The following is a 17,056-nucleotide window of genomic DNA, read 5'->3' as shown; positions in this document are numbered from 1 at the left end:
CGATCTCCGTTCGTGGCTTGCCCGGCGCCCACCGCCGAGCCCGGTCATCACCCGGGGCACCCCGCCACGTGGAGGGTTGCCGGCCAGCAAAGCCGGGGCTACGCGCTGGCACTCATGACCGCTCCGGCGATGCTATGGCAGATAACGCATCTCGCGGAAGGCCGGGCTCGGGCCCTCGAGCAGACGTTGCCGGCGCCCGCGCAGGTGCAGGTCGAAGAACGCGAGCGGGTACGCCTGCTGAATGCGCACCGCCCGGCCGGGCCGCAGGGTGCCCGCCCACGACCGCAGTTCCTCCTCGCTCCACCCGAGCGCCGCCCCGATCTGCGGCAACAGCACCTGGTAGTCGTCGTACGCGTTGTGGACCGCGCCGTCGGCCTGGACATTGAGCTTCCAGCCGGTGAGGTGCGACCACAACTGGGCCACCGGCGCCGTGTCCCGCGGGTAGTCCGCGGTCATCAGCATGAACGGCCGGTCGAGGTCGTCCTCGATGAGCGGCTCCATCGGGCCGTCCAGGCTGAGCCCGGCCCGGACGCGCGGGTCCAGACCCATGAGCAGCGCGGTCGCGGTCCCGCCTTTCGACGTGCCGAACATGCCGATCCGGCGCGGATCGGGGGCGCCGGCCAGGCCGGGCGGCAACGGCTTGCCGTCGGCATCGGGGTTCCGGCCGGCCGCGAGCCGGTCGACGCAGTCCAGGACGTACGGGATGTCGTCGGCGAAGTCGCGGGCGCCCAGCGACGGTTCGTCGAGCGGGGTGAGGCGGCGGCCGTCGGGGAACTCGACGAACGCGTCGTACGTGTGGTCAACGGTGACCACGAGGTAGCCGTGACTGGCCAGTTCCTGGACCACGATCGTGGTGTCGGCGCGCTGGTCGTGCGCCAGGGGCGAGTACACGACGGTCGGTAGCGGGCCCGCCGAGCGCCACACCGGCGCGCTCACGTGCCCGGCCGTGATCGGCGGGGCGCCCACTGAGCGGCCCGGGATCCCGTTGAAGTCCAGCAGGGCGCGCAGGAGCGGGTCGGGCATCCAGACGGCCCGCGGATGCCGTGCGGTGTCGCGGGCCGGGTACCAGACGCTGACCATCAGCTCGCGGTAGTGGCCGGGGCCGGCCACCGGGTCCGGGCGCGACCGGTCGACCAGGCGCAGCGCCACCGTGCCGACCCCGTGCGGACCGGTCGGCGCCGGCAGGACCATGCGCTGCGCTCCGGTGGCCGGCACTGCGGAAGCGCGCCCGGCGAGTCCGGGCGCGCCGGCGAGTCCGGCGCCCAGCGCGGCAAAGATGAGGCCCCGGCGGGACAAGTGGGTCATTACGCCTCCTGCTACTAGTGAGCGGCCGCTCAATAGGTTGGCACAGCAAACTCATTGGCGCTAGTGCGGAACTACCGCATGCCAACGATCGCGACATTCCCGATACATGCCGCTTTGCCGAGAATTATTCGCGATACTGGAGTGCAGGCCGGAAGCAGATCAGCAGACGGAGAGTGACATGAGCGTCATAGCGCTGAGCGAGCCGATCGCCGCCGCACCGCGGGGCCGGCGTTCGTTCGACGACCTCGGCGTCAGCGTCAAGGTCTTGTCCGCGGTGGCCGTGGCCGCGTTGGTGGCCCTGATCGTCGGGATCATGGGCCTGATCGCTCTGCAGAACGCCAGCGCCTCGGCTCAGCTGATCTACGAGTCCAACGTCTCCAGCATCAAAGCCGTGGGGCAGATCCGGTCTGAGGTGAGCGAGGTCCGGCTGGACACGGCGAACCAGGCCCTCTCCACGTCCGACGCGGCCGTCCAGAAGTTCACCACCCTGTTCCAGCAGGACACCAACGCCTTCGCGGCTGCCATGACCGCCTACCGCAACAGCACGCCGGCCGGCGACCCGGCGGTGATCGACCGGTTGCAGTCCGACTGGAACAGCTACCTCGAGGTCGCTCGCACCCGGCTGCTGCCGACCGGCCAACGCAACGACCTGGTCGCCTGGGCGAACATCCGGGACGCCGAAGCGATGCCGATCCTCGACCGGGTGGCTGCCTCGGTGGCCGCGCTCGACGAGGACGAGACGCAGGACGCCGCGCGCAATGCCGCTGCCGCCCGCGACGGTTACACCACCAACCGCAACCGGGCAATCATCATGCTGGTCGTGGGCCTGACCCTCGCCGTCGGGCTCGGGTTCTGGGTGGCCCGCCGCATCGTGGGCTCACTGGGCAAGGTCACGGTGGTGTGCGACGGCCTGGCCGACGGCGACCTCACCCGGACGACCGGACTGACCAGCGCCGACGAACCGGGCCGCATGGGCCGCTCGCTCGACACCGCGATGACCCGGCTGCGGGCCACGGTAGCCACCATCGAGGCCTCGGCGATCTCCCTGAACGGCGCGTCCGACCGGATGACCGACACCACGACCCGGATCGCCTCCACCGCCGAGGAGACGTCGGCGCAGGCCCAGGCCGTGTCGGCCGCGGCCGAGCAGGTCTCGCGCAGCGTCGACAGCGTGTCGGCCGGCGGCGAGCAGATGGGCGCCTCGATCCGCGAGATCTCGCAGAACGCGGCCGAGGCGGCCCGGGTCGCCTCGGAAGCCGTCAGCGTCACCGCCACCACTTCGGCGACGATGGGCAAGCTGGGTGAGTCGTCGGCCGAGATCGGCAACGTCATCAAGACGATCACCTCGATCGCCGAGCAGACCAACCTGCTGGCCCTCAACGCCACCATCGAGGCGGCCCGGGCCGGCGACGCGGGCAAGGGCTTCGCGGTCGTGGCCAGCGAGGTCAAGGATCTGGCCCAGGAGACGGCCCGCGCCACCGAGGACATCTCGAAGCGGGTCGAGGCGATCCAGTCCGACACCAGCGGGGCGGTGGCCGCGATCGAGGAGATCTCGCTGGTCATCGAGCGGATCAGCGACTTCCAGACGACCATCGCGTCGGCCGTCGAGGAGCAGACGGCGACCACGGCCGAGATGAACCGCAGCGTCACCGAGGCCGCCGCCGGGTCGGGCGAGATCGCCGAGAACATCACCGGCGTCGCCGAGGCGGCCCGGCTCACGAGTCAGAGTGTCGCCGAGACCCAGGAGGCCACGGCCGACCTGGCCCGGATGTCGTCCGAGTTGCGCAGTGTCGTTTCGGCCTTCCGGGTGTAAACATTGCGACCATGGAATGCGTGCGGAATAGTAGCAAGGAGATGCAAGAAAGCGCCGATTAGCAATTGGGTGGCAGTTTCAACAGGCATTTTTACCAGTTCCGGCGCGTAATTCTTCCTCATACCCGAGCCCTTTCGGCTGCGAAGGTTCAGCGGTGCCCGTTCCAGGGTGCGAGACCTTCCAGGGGGGAAGAAAGCACATGAATCCACTGCAGAACGCGACCCACCGGCGGATGCTCCGGCTCGCCGTTCTGGCCGTAGCCGGCGCCGCTCCCGCGTTCGTCCTGTCCGCGCCGGCCCACGCCGTCACCAACGTCTTCAAGGCCGGCAACGCGCTGGTCGTGAACGCGTCGGCCAACCGGGCCAACAACATCACGGTCGACCGGGTCGGGAACTTCTTCTTCGTCCGGGACACCGGGGACAACCTGGTGGCCGGGGCCGGCTGCACGGCGATCGCGAACACGATCCGCTGCTCGGCCAACGGCGTGGCCCGGATGGTCATCAACTCCGGCAACCTCAACGACCGGGTGACCAACCGCACCAGCACCCGTTCGACGATCAACGGTGGCACCGGCAACGACATCCTGTCGGGCGGCTCGGGCAACGACACGATCAACGGCAACGCGGGCAACGACACGCTGTCCGGGAACGCGGGCAACGACCGGCTCGACGGCGGCGCCGGCAACGACGTGGCCAACGGCGGCGCCGGGGTCGACACCCTCGTCGGCGGTCTCGGGGCCGACCTGCAGCGCGGCGGCGCCGGCAACGACCGGCTCGACGGCGGGGCCGGCAACGACCTGCAGTTCGGCGACGCGGGCAACGACGTCCTGGTCGGCGGCAGCGGCAACGACCGCCAGTTCGGCGGGGTCGGCAACGACCTGCACCTGGGCGGGACCGGCAACGACACCCAGTCCGGGGCGACCGGCAACGACCGGCTGACCGGCGACGCCGGGAACGACCAGCAGCTCGGCGGGGCCGGCAACGACATCCTCACGGGTGGCGCGGGCAACGACAATCAGCGCGGCGACGCGGGTAACGACAACCTGTCGGGTGGCGCGGGCAACGACCGGCAGGACGGCGGGGCCGGCAACGACGTCGTCAACGGCGGCACCGGCAACGACACCCAGACCGGGGTGGCGGGCAACGACACCCTGCGGGGCGACGCCGGCAACGACGTCTCGCGGGGCGGGGTCGGCAACGACACCATCACCGGTGGGGCCGGCAACGACTTCCTGTTCGGTGACGCCGGCAACGACCGGCTGAACAGCCTCGACGGGGTGAACGCCAACGACCGCAACTTCGGCGGCGCGGGCACCGACATCTGCCTCTCGAACCCGGGCGACCTGCGGAACAGCTGCGAACTGCCCTGACCCTTCAACCGATGACAGCGGCCGCGCGAGGCGCGGCCGCTGTCATCGCGCGCGGTCGCGCAGCCGGTCGAGGTCGACCACCGACACCGAGCGGCGGCTCGTCTCGATGATCCCCTGGCGGCGCAGGGTGCGCAGGGCCTTGGTCACCGACTCGCGCGACGACCCGGTCCACGCGGCCAGCTCGTCCTGGGTGAGGGGCAGAGTGATGCGGACGCCGTGGCCGGCCTCGGCCCCGAACCGGTCGGCCAGTTCGGCCAGCCGCAGCGCGACCCGGCCCAGGGCGTCGTACGTGCCGAACTCGACGCGCTTGCGGTCGGCGTCGCGCAGCCGCGACACGATCATCCGGATGATGCGCACGGCCGCTTCGGGGTGGGTGGCGAGGAAGTCGAGAAAGGCGGAAACCCCTACGACGTACGCCTCGAGGGGTTCCAGGGCCGACACCGACGCCGAGCGGGGAGCTCCGTCGAGGGCCGACATCTCCCCCAGCAGGGCGCCCGGCCCGCGGATGGCCAGCAGCACCTCACCGCCCTGTTCGGTCAGCGAGAACACCTTGGCCCGGCCGCTCAGCACGAGCACCACCGTCGTCGACTGGTCGCCCTCGCTGAACAGCGTGGCCCCGGCCGGCCAGCACCGCCGCCGGCCCATCCGCAGCAGATCCCGCTGGTCCTGTTCGGCCAGCAGCGGATCGGTGCGGGTCAGGAGACCAGGCTCATGGACCACGGGTTCTCCCCTCGCAGACCGTGCAGCACGAAGGCGGGCACCGGTTGGACCCGCCCCTTGACCATCAGGTCGCCCAGGGGCGTGACCTGCGCGCAGTCACCGATCCGGTCGCGGGTGGCGGCGCCGATCACCACCTGCCCCGGCGCGGCCTGCGACTCGAGCCGGGCCGCCACGTTGACCGCGTCCCCCATCGCGTTGAAGTTGCGCAGCGCCTCCCCGCCGATGTTGCCGACCAGCGCCTCCCCCGTGTTGACACCGATCCGGAACCGCGGCCAGTCCGGCCGTACGGCGGCGATCCGGTCGACCTCCCGCTGGATGGTAAGCGCGGCCCGGGCCGCGCGCAGAGCGTGGTCGGGCTGCCGGGCCGGCGCGTTGAACAGGGCCATCAGCGCGTCCCCGACGAACTGCACGACGGTCCCGTTCTCGGCCAGCACGACCCGGGTGGCCACATCGAAGTACTGGTTGAGCATGTCGACGATCTGGGCCGGCGACGACCGTTCCGAGAACGTGGTGAACCCCCGCAGGTCGGCGAAGAGTGAGGTCACCTCGACCACCGCGCCACCCAGCGCGGCCTGGCTGGGATCGGCGACCAGCGCAGTCGCCACGTCGGGCGACATGTACTGCCGGAACAGCACGTCGAGGCTGCGGTAGAGGCGGGCGTTCTCGAGCCCGATCGCGATCTGGGCCGCCAGCGAGGCGAGCAGGGCGGCGTCCCGTTCGGGCACCGGCCCCTCGTGGGACGCGATCAGCACCCCCGCCGGGTGCCCCTTGACCACGAACGGCAGGTAGAGCGTGCCCTCGTCCTCCACGTCGTCGCCCGCGGCCAGGGCTGCCTGAGCCACGCGTACGGTGCGGACCTCGACCGGCGCGGCCGCGGCCGGCACGGGCGGGAACACCAGCCGGTCCTCTTCGACCAAAGCGATCCGTACGGTGTAACCGTCGAAAACCGAAGCCACCCGGTGCACCGCCCCGCGCAGCAACTCGAAGTCGGCCACCTTGACCCGCGCGTCCTGCCCGATGGCGACCAGCGCCCCCAGCTTGCGGATCTGATCCCGCTCGGCGATCAGCGCGTCGGCCGCCCGGCCCAGCACGGCGGCCTGACCGTCGGTGAGCTCGAACCGCTGCGCCACCCGTTCCGTGGCGGCCGCCGTCCGCTCGCCGCTGCGCAGCGCCTCGACCAGGCCTTCCAGCGCCGCGCTGTACTCCGCGCGCAACTGACGTACGGTCTCCTCCCGCCCGACCGCGGCGAACAGCCCCGACGCCGCACCCTCGTTGCGGTACTGCACCCAGGCGCTGTACGCGACATAGCCGAACCCGGCGGCCATCAGCACATGCCACAACCACCACGACGCGTTCCAGCTCGTGCCGAGGGCCATGGCCACGGCCGACTCGGCGAGCAGGACGTATGCGGTGACGACCGACAGCAGCATGACCGCGCGCCGCCGCCGGTAGAGCACGTAGTAGCGCACCGCCGCGTACCCGAACAGCACGAACCCGACCGCGGCCAGCAGGATCGCCGTCGTGTCCTCGCCGGCCCCCGGCACCCGGTTGAGCGGCGGCCGCCCGGTCAACGACACCACGGCCCACGCCCCGGCCAGGGCCAGCACGAGCCCGCGCAACCAGCCCGACCAGCGCAGCAGCCGCGTCTCGGCCGTCGCGGAGAGATCAGCCGCGCTGGCCGCCGCGAAGAGCGCGGCCAGGGTGAGCCCGACCGGGGAGGCGTACGCGAAACCGGCGTTCCGCGCATCGAGGACCACCTGCGGGGTGGCCGCCGCGTGCAGCCCGAGAAACGCGGCCGCCACCAGGAACGACAGCGCGACCAGCAGCAACCGCGTGTCACCGCGGCGCCGCGCCGCCTGATTGATGACGATCGCAAGCCCCAGGCTGACCACCGCGACCGCCAGCACCAACCAGAAATGCGACGGCTCGTGCTGCCAGTGAACGTCAAGATCGGGCCGGGCCACGAGCAGCCAGAGACCGGCCATCGGCGCACTCAGATGAGCAACCCAGACCACCACACGCGCCGCGCCACCGCGACCCACCGGCATCCGCTCACCCTAATCGCCCCTGACCAGCCCAACTGTGTCAGAAATCAGCGATCGGAACAGCCGGCTTCCCCACCGACTGCAAGGCAAGCCGGAGCACCCGGCATGGCCGGCACGCGGCCACTACTCCTCCGGTTGCGCCCTCAGCTCCACGTGCGCGTTCGCTCCGACGAAACCCCCGGCCGGCGGCAGAGGCACCCGGGCCAACCATGCGCCGTCGCGATCGTCCAGGTCGGCCAGTGGCTCGCCGGTCGGTCGGTAGTCCCTGAGCGGCGTGTCGATCTTGGACGCCCATTGCGCCCAGCCGACCATGGCGTTGCCACGATTTTCGACGTCGACGACGAGGATGTCGTCGAAGTCGGTGGTTTGTTCGATGTGATCGTTCCAGAAGAAAACGCTGTCGTGCTCCCGCAGAGAAAGCAGGCGAACGTGCAGCGTGTAGCGCATGAATTTCCCTATGGCCTGATCCAGGCGCAGGTAGCTGGTAACCAGTGGCACGGGCCGGTCGGCGGGGTCCTCGGGCCGTCGCTTCTCGATCAGAATGGGGCAATGGTGCTCGGCGACCTGTTCGTGCAGCAGGACGGGCAGCCCCCGGACGGCCAGCCGGGTCTCGGCCTGCCAGGTCAACTCGTCGGCCTGCGGCAGGACCAGGTTCTTCAGGTCGGCCGTGACCTTGATCTCGCCGAACAGGAAGCGGGTGAGATTCTGATAGCCCTCCTCCGAGTTGACCATTCCGTAACGTCCGCTGTGGCTACGGTGCACGTACGCATGATTGGCTCCGGTGACCAATGCGTTCTCGATCTGCACCAAGCCGTCGCTTTTTGTGCCGACCGCTCGCGATGACAGACCGAGCGCGACCGCGTAGTCATCGGCGTTGGTGCCGATCAGGCAGAAGATCTTTTCGGTCGGGAAGTTCCGCGGATCCGGGTTCACGCGCGGGTCCCACCCGGCCGGAATCCCACCCTGACGCCCCACGGAAGGGGTGAGATAGGAAAACATCCGGTCCGGGCCGAAAATGTCCCCGCCACCGAGGCCGAACTCGTCCCGCACCTGCTCGACCAGGCCCAGACCGAACGCGAACTCGATCCCGCCGTGCGGTGTGCCGTAGGTGAAGAGCCGATCGACGAAGTCGGCCGCCTTCCGGCCTTCCGGGCGCCCAGGCTGCTCCCGCTCGTTACGGTCGGGAATAACGCGCTGGATCATCGACCGGCAGATGAGCCCACCCATCGAGTGCGCAACAAGGTGGACCCTTGGCGCCCCCGTCTTTTCCAGCACTTTTTCGACGAAGCGCAGAAGGTCCTCGGCCGCGGCCTCCAGGACGAAGGGCTGGGCGCCGCCTCGGTCTCGATTCCGGCTCTCCCACGACGAAGCCGATTTGTCGTAGAACCGATGAATCCACACCGAGTCAGCGGGCACTTCCCCCGGCGCCGCGCGGTCCAGGTACGACTCCTGACCGCCCTCGACGAGCAACTTGTAATTCAGTTCGGTGACCAGCCGGACGAGAGGGCTTTCGAATTGATAGAAGATGGGGTCGCCGTTGCCGCCGACCCGCACATGGGTGGAACCGGCACTGAATCCGTAGAACGGGTCGTCGACCGCTTTGGTGATCCCCCGCGTGCTGCCGGCGAATCCGCGAACATAGATGATCGGATATCTCCGTGACATCGATTCTCCTGAGTGACCGAATCCCCCGTGAAGAATGGTTCCCGACGCTATCCGGCCGGGCCCGGCCGACGCTGCCGGATCGAGGACACCGAACCGGAACGGGAAACAAAGAACCCCCGAACCGACGAGGTTCAGGGGTTTTCAAGGCCTGGAGACCGAAAGAGCGGACGACGGGATTCGAACCCGCGACCCTCACCTTGGCAAGGTGATGCGCTACCACTGCGCCACGTCCGCGACGAGTGAAACCTTACCGGATCGGTGGCGGGTGATGCGCGACGCCCCCGGCCAGTCAACGTACGGATTGTTCCGGGGCGGGGGCGGTGGCAGCATCAGCCGCGTGGTGATGTCATCCTTTCCCGAGCTCGGCGAGCGGTTCGAAGACCTCATGAAGGCGGCCTTCCCGTTCCTCGACGAGGTCCAGTTCGCGCGCGTGGCCGCCTACGGCCGGCCCGAGCCGATCGTCGAGGGTCAGGTCGTGTTCGACGTGGGCGACGACGACGCGGACATGCTGCTCGTGGAGTCGGGCGAGATCGAGGTGGCGCTGGGAGACCTCCACGACGCGCCGCCGCTGGGGGCCAAGCCGGGACAGTTCGTCGGTGAGCTCAACCTGCTGACCGGGCAGTCGCGCATCCTGTCGGCGCGGGCGGTCGCGTCCGGTGTGGTGCATCGGGTGCCACCGGATCAGTTCCGGCTCCTGATGGCCAAGGACACCGAGCTCAGCGACCTGCTGCTGCGCTCGTTCCTGGCCCGGCGCCAGCTGCTCGTGCAGCGGGCCGGGCGCAACCTGGCCGTCATCGCCGACGAGACCAACGGGTGCGGGCTGGCCCTGCGCACCTTCCTGATCCGGCAGGACATGCCGCACCGGTGGGTCGACCAGCACTCCCCCGAGGGGCGGGAGGAGATCGCGGCGGCGGGGCTCACCGACGCCGATCTGCCGGCGGCCGTGCTGCCGCGGGTCACGCTGCGCAACGTGGAACCGCGCACGCTCAGCCATCGGCTCGGGCTTACTTTCCGGCGTACGCCGAAGGGGGTGGCCGACCTCACCATCGTCGGCGCGGGGCCGGCCGGGCTGGCCGCCGCCGTCTACGGGGCGTCCGAGGGGCTCGAGACCGTGCTGCTCGACTCCGTCGCCACCGGCGGGCAGGCCGCGGCCAGTTCGCGCATCGAGAACTACCTCGGCTTCCCGTTCGGGCTCAGCGGGGAGCAGCTGGCGGCGCGGGCCGTGGTGCAGGCGCTCAAGTTCGGGGCGCACCTGGCCAGCCCGTGCGCGGTGGTCGGGATGCGTCGCGCGGACGAGGGGCACGTGCTGACGCTGGTCGACGGCACCGAGGTGGTGACGCGGACTGTCTTGATCGCGACCGGGGCGGCGTACCGAAATCTGCCTTTGGACCGGTGGAAGGACTTCGTCGGGTCGGGCATCTATTACGCCGCGACCGATCTCGAGGCGCGGGCTGTGGCCGGGCTGCCGGTGACGGTGATCGGGGGCGCGAACTCGGCCGGTCAGGCCGCGCTCTATCTCGCGCGGCACGCCGGTGCGGTGACCTTGGCCGTACGCGGTGACGACCTGGCCAAGGGGATGTCGACCTACCTGGTCGAGCGGGTGCGGGCCGATCCCCGGATCACCGTGCGCACTTCGACCGAGGTGACCGGGCTCAGCGGCGGGCACCGGCTCGAGGAGGTCACGCTGGCCACGGGCGGTGACCCCGACCCGTGCGGCTGTCACGGACTGTTCTGTTTCATCGGGGCCACCCCGGCCACCGGCTGGCTGACCGACGTGGCGCTGGACGAGAGGGGGTTCGTCCCGACCGACGTTCAGCTGGGGGACCGGTGGACCGGGGTGGGGCGGGGGCCGCTGCCGTTCGAGACCAGCGTGCCGGGGGTGTTCGCGGCGGGCGACGTGCGGTGGTCGTCGATGAAACGGGTGGCCGCGGCGGTCGGTGAGGGGGCCAGCGCGGTGCGCTCGGTGCACCAGGCGATCGCGGCCGGCCCGAGTTGATCTCTCGCCGTGTAGCGGTGGCGGTCGGCGGGTAGGTTGGGCCAATGCCCTTGGACGCCACGATTGTGTACGAACCGGCGGACGCCGACGGCCTGGTCGTCGCCGCGCTGAGCGGCGAGCTCGACCTCGACCGGGCCGACGCCGTGCGCGACCAGCTCGCCGCCATCGCGGCCGATCCCGCCGTCCGCTACCTGCGGATCGACGTCGCCGGCCTCGACTTCATCGACTCGTACGGGCTGGGCGCGCTGGTCAGCGCCCGCAACAGCGCGGCCGCCAGTGGCGTGACCCTCACGCTGGCCGAGCCGTCCCCGCCGGTCCGCAAGGCGATCGAGGTGACGGGGCTCGGCCACGTGTTCGGCCTGTAGTTACTTGCTCAGCCACTCGGCGAAGGTCGTGGCGCCGATGCGCGCGCCGTCGCGGGTGGTCAGCGACGAGTCGTCGATCGTGGCCCCGAAGTAGCCCGCGGCCGGGTCGGGAACCACCGTGCGGGTGTCGTCGATGACATCCAGGAAGCGCTTGACGAAGGTGCTCATCGGCTGCACCTCGGGCCCGCCCAGGTCGATCAGGCCGTTGAGCGGCGGCTGGTCGATCAGCTCGGCCAGCAGCGCGGCCACGTCGTCCCCGGCCACCGGCTGGAACGCGGCCGAGGTCACCCGCACCTGACCGTCGACGGTGGCGGCGCCGGCGATCATGCCGATGAACTCGTAGAACTGGGTGGCCCGGACGATCGTGTACGGGATGCCGCTCGCGGCGATGACCTTCTCCTGCGCCACCTTGGCCCGCATGTAGCCGGAGTCCGGGATCGTGTCGGCGTTCACGATCGTCAGGGCGAAGTGATGGCGTACGCCGGCCGCCTGCTCGGCCGCGGCCAGGTTGCGCGCCGAGGTCGTGAAGAACGCGAGCACCTCGTCGTCGCCCCACGACGGCGCGTTGGTCAGGTCGACCACGGTGTCGGCCCCGCGCAGCGCGTCGGCCAGCCCCTCCCCCGTGATCACGTCGACACCGGTCGACTTCGAGACGGCCACCGCCTCGTGCCCGTTGGCCGTGAGCAGCGGGATCAGTTTGCGCCCGATCAGGCCGGTACCACCGACGACGACAACCTTCATGGTGTTGCTCCCTGAACAATAAACTCGGATAATCCCTGTCCGAGTCTACTCGGACTCATTGTGTCCGAGTCAAGTGAGTAGAGTGTGACCATGAAGATGTCCGGCGGGGTCGAGTGGGCCCTGCACTGCGCCGTCGTGCTGAGCGCGGCCGACCGGCCCGTGCCCGCCGTGCGCCTGGCCGAGCTGCACGACGTGTCCAGCAGCTACCTGGCCAAACAGCTGCAGGCGCTGTCCCGGGCCGGGCTGATCCGGGCCGCCCAGGGCCACGCCGGCGGCTACGAGCTGGCCCGTCCGGCGGACGGGATCACCGTGCTCGACGTGGTCGAGGCGGTCGACGGAGCCCAACCAGCCTTCACTTGTACGGAGATCCGGCAGCGCGGGCCGCTGGCCACCCCGCCCGAGGCCTGCCTGCGGCCGTGCCCGATCGCGCGGACGATGTCCGTCGCCGATCAGGCCTGGCGGGCCGCGCTGCGGGCGGTGACCGTCGCCGACCTGGCCCAGGAGGTCACCGGCGACAACACCGACGCCTTCACGGTGCTGCGGGGCTGGCTCACCGCCTGACGAGGAGTTTGCGCAGCAGACGCCAGCTGCCGATCACGCCGGTGCCGGTGTGGGTGACCAGGCGGTCGCCGATGATGGCCCACTCGGCCAGCAGCGAGGCGGCCCGGTCCATGGTGCGGCGGGCCTGTTCGAAGTCGTCGGTGTCGTGGCGCAGCAGCCACAGCCGGCGGGCCTGGTCCCAGGCGCGGGCCCGGGTCACGGTGACCAGGATGCGCTGGCTCCAGTCGTCGAGCGGGCCCACGAACTCGTCCAGCTCGAGCTGCCAGCGGGTCGAGAAGCCGCGGCGCAGGGGCGGGATCTCCTGGTAGAAGATCTCGTTGACCAGCAGGTAGTCGGGATGGATCACGTCGTCGGCCGCCTCGGGGGCGCCGAGCTCGTTCCACGTGCCGATCAGGGCCAGGGCCAGATCGTGGTTGATGTGCGCGTTGACCCCGAGCATGGCCGCGGTCAGGCGGCTCATCCGCACGTCACCGGCCCGCTTGAAGAGCACCTCCCAGACGTCCGGGGTTTCCTCGTCGTCGTTGTTCCACAGGGTCAGCGCGTCGAAGTAGCGCTTGGCGAACTCGACGTCCAGCAGCTCGAGGAAGTCGGGCGAGTTGACCCCGGTGACCAGCGCGTGGTCGACCCGGCGGGTGATCTTCAGGTAGAGCTCGTTGAACGCCGACACCCGGTTGGCGGCCCGGCTCGGCGGCAGCTCGTCGAGGATGGCCTGCACGGTCACGAGCCGGGTGATGACCTCGCCGATGTCGGCCGGATGCCCGTCGAGCGCCTCGGTGACCTTCTCGTGCAGCGGACTCCAGCCGCGCCCGGCCGGGATGGCCAGGGCGGACAACTCGAGCCGCTTGACGCGCAGAAGCTCGGCGCTGTCGCGCGCCCGACCGCGATCGAAGCCCGTCATGCGGAACAGCTTCGCGACCCGGCCGCCCCGGCGCCATCGACTTGTCGGCAAAACGTCCCGGCAGTTCGCTCACTGTAGTGATCCGGGCACCCGATTCCACCGTACTGACGGGGAGAAGCTCAGGCCCGAGGGAAAGGACGGTCGCGTTAGTGGCCCCGGCGTACCCGGATCACCCCATCGACGGAACGGCCGCGCGGCCGAGAGTCGCCTATGTCGACGGGCTCCCACTCGGGGTGCCGCCTCGGCCGAGTCTCTACGACACCGACTGGTCACCGCGCCGGCGACACCGGCGACGGCGGTCCGGCCGGACGGTGACCATCCTGGTGACGATGAGCGCCGTGGCCGCCGCAGCCGGCGGGATCGTCGTCACCAGCCGCGGTGAGGAACCGGCCCCGGCCCCGGTGGCGATCGACGCCGCGCTCCAGCAGCGGGCGCAGCCGGTGACCCGGAACAAGGTGCGCGCCGCGGTCACGTCGAAGCCGAAGCCCAAACCGACGCCCACCCCGTCCGCGAAGAAGAAGGCGACGCCCCCGCGACCGGTGAAGGGCCTTAACCAGGCCCAGATGAACAACGCCGCGGTGATCGTCGAGGTCGGCCGCGAGCGTGACCTGCCCCGCCGCGCGATGCTGGTCGCCGTGATGACCGGCCTGCAGGAGTCCAGCCTGCGCAACCTGGCCAACCCGTCGGTCCCGGGCTCGCTCGACCGGCCCAACGAGGGCAGCGGCGACGACTTCGACTCGCTCGGCCTGTTCCAGCAGCGCCCGAGCCAGGGCTGGGGCAGCGTGGCCGAGCTGATGAATCCGCGCTACGCGGCCGACGTCTTCTACGACCGGCTGCTCAAGGTGCCGGACTGGGAGTCGAAGGGCCTGGGCGAGGCCGCTCAGACCGTGCAGCGCTCGGCCGTGCCGGACGCCTACGATCAACACGAGAACCGGGCCACCAGAATTCTCGACGTTCTGCTGTGATTCGCCGATGACTTCGCCGGCTTGAGCGAGTCTGACCCCTGAGAGGCACCGTGCCGAAAGGGGATTGATCATGGCTATGCCACCGGTGGTCGACCAGGCGACCTGGGCCAAGGAACTGGACGCGCTGCGCGCCCGCGAGAAGGCGGCCACGCGCGAACTCGACGCGATCGCGGCCCGGAGGCGGCGGTTGCCCATGGTCCGCCTGCCCGACTACACACTGGTCGGGGCGGACGGGCCGGTGCGGCTGGCCGACATCTTCGACGGCAAGTCCCAGCTGATCGTCTACAACCACATGTGGGAGCCGGGCGCCGAGTGGCAGTGCGGCGGCTGCACCAGCTTCACCTCGGTCTTCACCCGGCTGGGCTTCCTCGAGAACTACGACGCCCGCTTCGTGGTCGTCACCCAGGGCCCGATCAAGGACGCCCTGGCGTACGCCGAACGGGTCGGCAACCCGATGACCTGGTACTCGACCGCCGACAGCCCGTTCGGGGCCGACGTCGACGCCCCGGCCGGCGGCGGCTTCGGGCTGAACGTCTTCCTGCGCGACGGCGACACCGTCTATCGCACGTGGCACACCTCGGGCCGCGGCGTCGAACAGCTCACCCACACGTTCGCCCTGGTCGACACGCTGCCCTACGGCCGGCAGGAAGAGTGGCAGGACTCCCCGGACGGCTGGCCGCAGTCACCGGCCTACAGCGGCTGGCTCGACTCCCCCGACATCGCCCGCCTGTACGGCCCCGCCTCCTGATCAGCTCGGGAAAGAGCCGCCGGCCCGCCTCCTGATCAGCTCGGGAGGGAGCCGCCGGCCAGGACGATGATCACGCCGGCCGCGGCCGCGGTCAGCAGGGTCAGCACCGGGCCGCGGCGGGCGGCCAGCGTGAGGACGGCGGCGACGACGAGCACGCCGTACTGCCACGGTTCGGTCAGGGCCCGGATCAGGGGGATGGCCGATCCCAGGATCGCGCCGATCGCGGCCGGCCCGGCCCCGTCGAGGAAGGCCCGCACCCGCGCGTTGCCCCGCAGCCGGTCGAAGCGGTCGGCGCCCAGCAGCACGAACGTGAACGAGGGGCTGAAGGCGACGGCGGCGGCGAACAGGCCGCCGCCGAGCCCGGCCGCCGCGTAACCGACCACCGCGACCGTGTGCACGACCGGGCCCGGGGTGATCTGACCGAGCGCCACAGCGTTGAGGAACTCGGCCGCGGTCATCCACTGGTGCTGGTCGACGGCGTCGGCCTGCATGAGCGGGATGATGACGAACCCGCCGCCGTAGGACAGCGCGCCGACCTTCAGCGCCGTCCAGGCCAGGGGCAGCAGAGCCCCGCCGCCCAGAGCCAGAACGGGCAACGCCATCGACGGCCGCCGGGTCGGCCCGGGCAGCCGCTGGGCCAGGATCTCGGCCAGGCCGCAGGCGATGAGCACCAGCACCAGCCACGGCCCGACGGTCGCGGCCGCCACCGTTCCCAGGACCAGATAGATGGTCCAGCGGCGACGGCTCGGCTTCCGCTGCCAACCGGCCGGGATCAGCGAGACGCCGGCTTGAAGGGCGACCGCGGCCACGGCGGCGCCCGCCCCCGCACCGGCGGCCCGGACCCAGGTCGGCGGGTCGCCGAGGAAGAGTGCGGCCAGCACCAGGATCGCGATCAGGCCGGGCAGGATGAACGCGGCCCCGCCGACCAGGGCCCCGGCGCGGCCGCGGACCCGCCACGCGCAGAAGATCGCCAGCTGGGTCGAGGCCGGGCCCGGCAGCAGGTTGCAGGCCGCGATGGCGTCCTCGAACTCCTGCGCGTCGAGCCACTTCCGATCGTCCACACACAACTTGCGGAACAGTGCGATGTGCGACGGCGGCCCACCGAACCCGATGCACCCGATCCGACCCCACTCCTTGAGGACAGTGGCCAGACCGGCCCGGTGCGGCTCAAGCATGCGGCAGCGTCGGCAGCAGGAAACCGATCCGGCGGTCGAGTTCGTCGGCGACCTGGGCGAAGGCGGGGCGGTCGGCCGGTTCGGGCAGGCTCCAGTGGATGCGGCCGGCGCAGACTTCTTTGGCCTTGTCACACAGGGTGATCACCTGGTCGAACTGCTGGCCGGCGAACTCGTCGACGTGTTTCGGCCGGGCGCCGGAGATGTCGATGCCGCGGTCGGCCATGACACCCACGGCGTACGGATGAATGGGCTTGGGACGGCTGCCCGCGCTGAACGCCCGCACGGCGCCGCCGGTGCGATGCTGCAGCAAAGCCTCGGCCATCTGTGAGCGCGCGCTGTTGCCCGTACACAGAAAGAGCACCCGCCCGGTCACCGCGGGCGCGACGGCCGGCGCCGTCAGCCGAAGCGCGGGGTGCAAAGCGGCGCCCGCGCCGCAGAGCAGGCGTTCGCAACGGGCCAGGTCGAGCGTGTAGTACGTGTCGCGCCCGTCGGCGTTGCTGCGCCGGGCCCGCACGAGCTCGGCCTTGCGCAACTTGCCCAGGTGGTACGACACCAGGTTCTGCGGCTGGCCGACCCGCGCGGTCAGCTCGCGCACGGCGAGGTCGGTGCGGGCCAGCTCACCCAGCAGCTGCCAGCGCAACGGGTGACCGGCGGCCGTCACGAACGCAGGCGGGTCGGTCGTCACGCCCG

General features: G+C 70.7%; 15 protein-coding genes, 1 tRNA gene and 1 riboswitch. Of the genes, 7 read left to right on the top strand and 9 right to left on the bottom strand.

Going from position 1 to position 17,056, the window contains the following annotated elements:
* Positions 1-8: 8 nt before the first annotated feature.
* Positions 9-120, bottom strand: a riboswitch (SAM riboswitch).
* 12 nt (positions 121-132) lie between these two features.
* Positions 133-1,305, bottom strand: coding sequence for an alpha/beta hydrolase family protein (locus M1L60_RS26945; protein WP_253240318.1), 1,173 nt, complete (start codon positions 1,303-1,305; stop codon positions 133-135).
* 178 nt (positions 1,306-1,483) lie between these two features.
* Here M1L60_RS26945 and M1L60_RS26940 point away from each other — a divergent pair, with 178 nt between their 5' ends.
* Both M1L60_RS26940 and M1L60_RS47605 read left to right on the top strand, forming a co-directional pair.
* Complete coding sequence (locus M1L60_RS26940) at positions 1,484-3,118, top strand: methyl-accepting chemotaxis protein (protein ID WP_253240317.1); 1,635 nt, start codon at positions 1,484-1,486, stop codon at positions 3,116-3,118.
* 199 nt (positions 3,119-3,317) lie between these two features.
* On the top strand, positions 3,318-4,487 hold the full coding sequence (locus tag M1L60_RS47605; protein ID WP_274622909.1) for a calcium-binding protein: 1,170 nt from the start codon (positions 3,318-3,320) through the stop codon (positions 4,485-4,487).
* 42 nt (positions 4,488-4,529) lie between these two features.
* On the opposite strand, the gene M1L60_RS26925 is transcribed toward M1L60_RS47605, so the two are convergent.
* The 4 genes from M1L60_RS26925 to M1L60_RS26910 all read right to left on the bottom strand — a co-directional run bounded on the left by M1L60_RS26925 (position 4,530) and on the right by M1L60_RS26910 (position 9,151).
* Complete coding sequence (locus tag M1L60_RS26925; RefSeq protein WP_256517171.1) at positions 4,530-5,132, bottom strand: Crp/Fnr family transcriptional regulator; 603 nt, start codon at positions 5,130-5,132, stop codon at positions 4,530-4,532.
* A 50-nt stretch (positions 5,133-5,182) separates the two neighbouring features.
* Positions 5,183-7,255 (bottom strand): adenylate/guanylate cyclase domain-containing protein, encoded by a 2,073-nt coding sequence (locus tag M1L60_RS26920; protein WP_253240315.1) that lies wholly within the window; start codon positions 7,253-7,255, stop codon positions 5,183-5,185.
* A gap of 120 nt (positions 7,256-7,375) precedes the next feature.
* Complete coding sequence (locus M1L60_RS26915; protein WP_253240314.1) at positions 7,376-8,917, bottom strand: alpha/beta fold hydrolase; 1,542 nt, start codon at positions 8,915-8,917, stop codon at positions 7,376-7,378.
* 162 nt (positions 8,918-9,079) lie between these two features.
* Positions 9,080-9,151 (bottom strand) — tRNA-Gly (locus tag M1L60_RS26910).
* A gap of 109 nt (positions 9,152-9,260) precedes the next feature.
* Here M1L60_RS26910 and M1L60_RS26905 point away from each other — a divergent pair.
* Complete coding sequence (locus tag M1L60_RS26905) at positions 9,261-10,913, top strand: FAD-dependent oxidoreductase (protein ID WP_253240445.1); 1,653 nt, start codon at positions 9,261-9,263, stop codon at positions 10,911-10,913.
* A gap of 44 nt (positions 10,914-10,957) precedes the next feature.
* Positions 10,958-11,278 carry an STAS domain-containing protein gene (locus M1L60_RS26900; protein ID WP_253240313.1) on the top strand — a complete coding sequence of 107 codons (321 nt, stop codon included), beginning with the start codon at positions 10,958-10,960 and terminating at the stop codon, positions 11,276-11,278.
* Here M1L60_RS26900 and M1L60_RS26895 read toward each other — a convergent pair whose 3' ends face one another.
* On the bottom strand, positions 11,279-12,019 hold the full coding sequence (locus M1L60_RS26895; RefSeq protein ID WP_253240312.1) for an SDR family oxidoreductase: 741 nt from the start codon (positions 12,017-12,019) through the stop codon (positions 11,279-11,281).
* A gap of 90 nt (positions 12,020-12,109) precedes the next feature.
* Between M1L60_RS26895 and M1L60_RS26890 the strand changes: the two genes are divergently transcribed.
* Complete coding sequence (locus M1L60_RS26890) at positions 12,110-12,580, top strand: RrF2 family transcriptional regulator (RefSeq protein WP_253240311.1); 471 nt, start codon at positions 12,110-12,112, stop codon at positions 12,578-12,580.
* Here the strand turns inward: M1L60_RS26890 and M1L60_RS26885 are convergent.
* The gene (locus M1L60_RS26885; RefSeq protein ID WP_253240310.1) at positions 12,570-13,478 is read right to left on the bottom strand and encodes a DUF5995 family protein; all 909 of its coding nucleotides are present in this window, start codon (positions 13,476-13,478) and stop codon (positions 12,570-12,572) included. The two genes, M1L60_RS26890 and M1L60_RS26885, sit on opposite strands and share 11 nt — an antisense overlap.
* Before the next feature lie 311 nt (positions 13,479-13,789).
* On the opposite strand from M1L60_RS26885, the gene M1L60_RS26880 reads away from it, so the two are divergent.
* Complete coding sequence (locus M1L60_RS26880; RefSeq protein ID WP_253240309.1) at positions 13,790-14,443, top strand: hypothetical protein; 654 nt, start codon at positions 13,790-13,792, stop codon at positions 14,441-14,443.
* A 70-nt stretch (positions 14,444-14,513) separates the two neighbouring features.
* The gene (locus tag M1L60_RS26875) at positions 14,514-15,191 is read left to right on the top strand and encodes a DUF899 domain-containing protein (protein ID WP_253240308.1); all 678 of its coding nucleotides are present in this window, start codon (positions 14,514-14,516) and stop codon (positions 15,189-15,191) included.
* Between the two features lie 35 nt (positions 15,192-15,226).
* Here M1L60_RS26875 and chrA read toward each other — a convergent pair whose 3' ends face one another.
* Positions 15,227-16,366, bottom strand: a complete 1,140-nt coding sequence (gene chrA / locus M1L60_RS26870; RefSeq protein ID WP_253240307.1) for a chromate efflux transporter — start codon at positions 16,364-16,366, stop codon at positions 15,227-15,229.
* Positions 16,359-17,051 carry an arsenate reductase/protein-tyrosine-phosphatase family protein gene (locus tag M1L60_RS47965; RefSeq protein WP_253240306.1) on the bottom strand — a complete coding sequence of 231 codons (693 nt, stop codon included), beginning with the start codon at positions 17,049-17,051 and terminating at the stop codon, positions 16,359-16,361. Before M1L60_RS47965 ends, chrA begins: the two co-directional genes overlap by 8 nt.
* Positions 17,052-17,056 lie beyond the last annotated feature (5 nt).

This window comes from Paractinoplanes aksuensis (assembly GCF_024137025.1).
Lineage (GTDB): Bacteria > Actinomycetota > Actinomycetes > Mycobacteriales > Micromonosporaceae > Actinoplanes > Actinoplanes aksuensis.
This window is presented reverse-complemented; position numbering and strand designations above follow the sequence as displayed.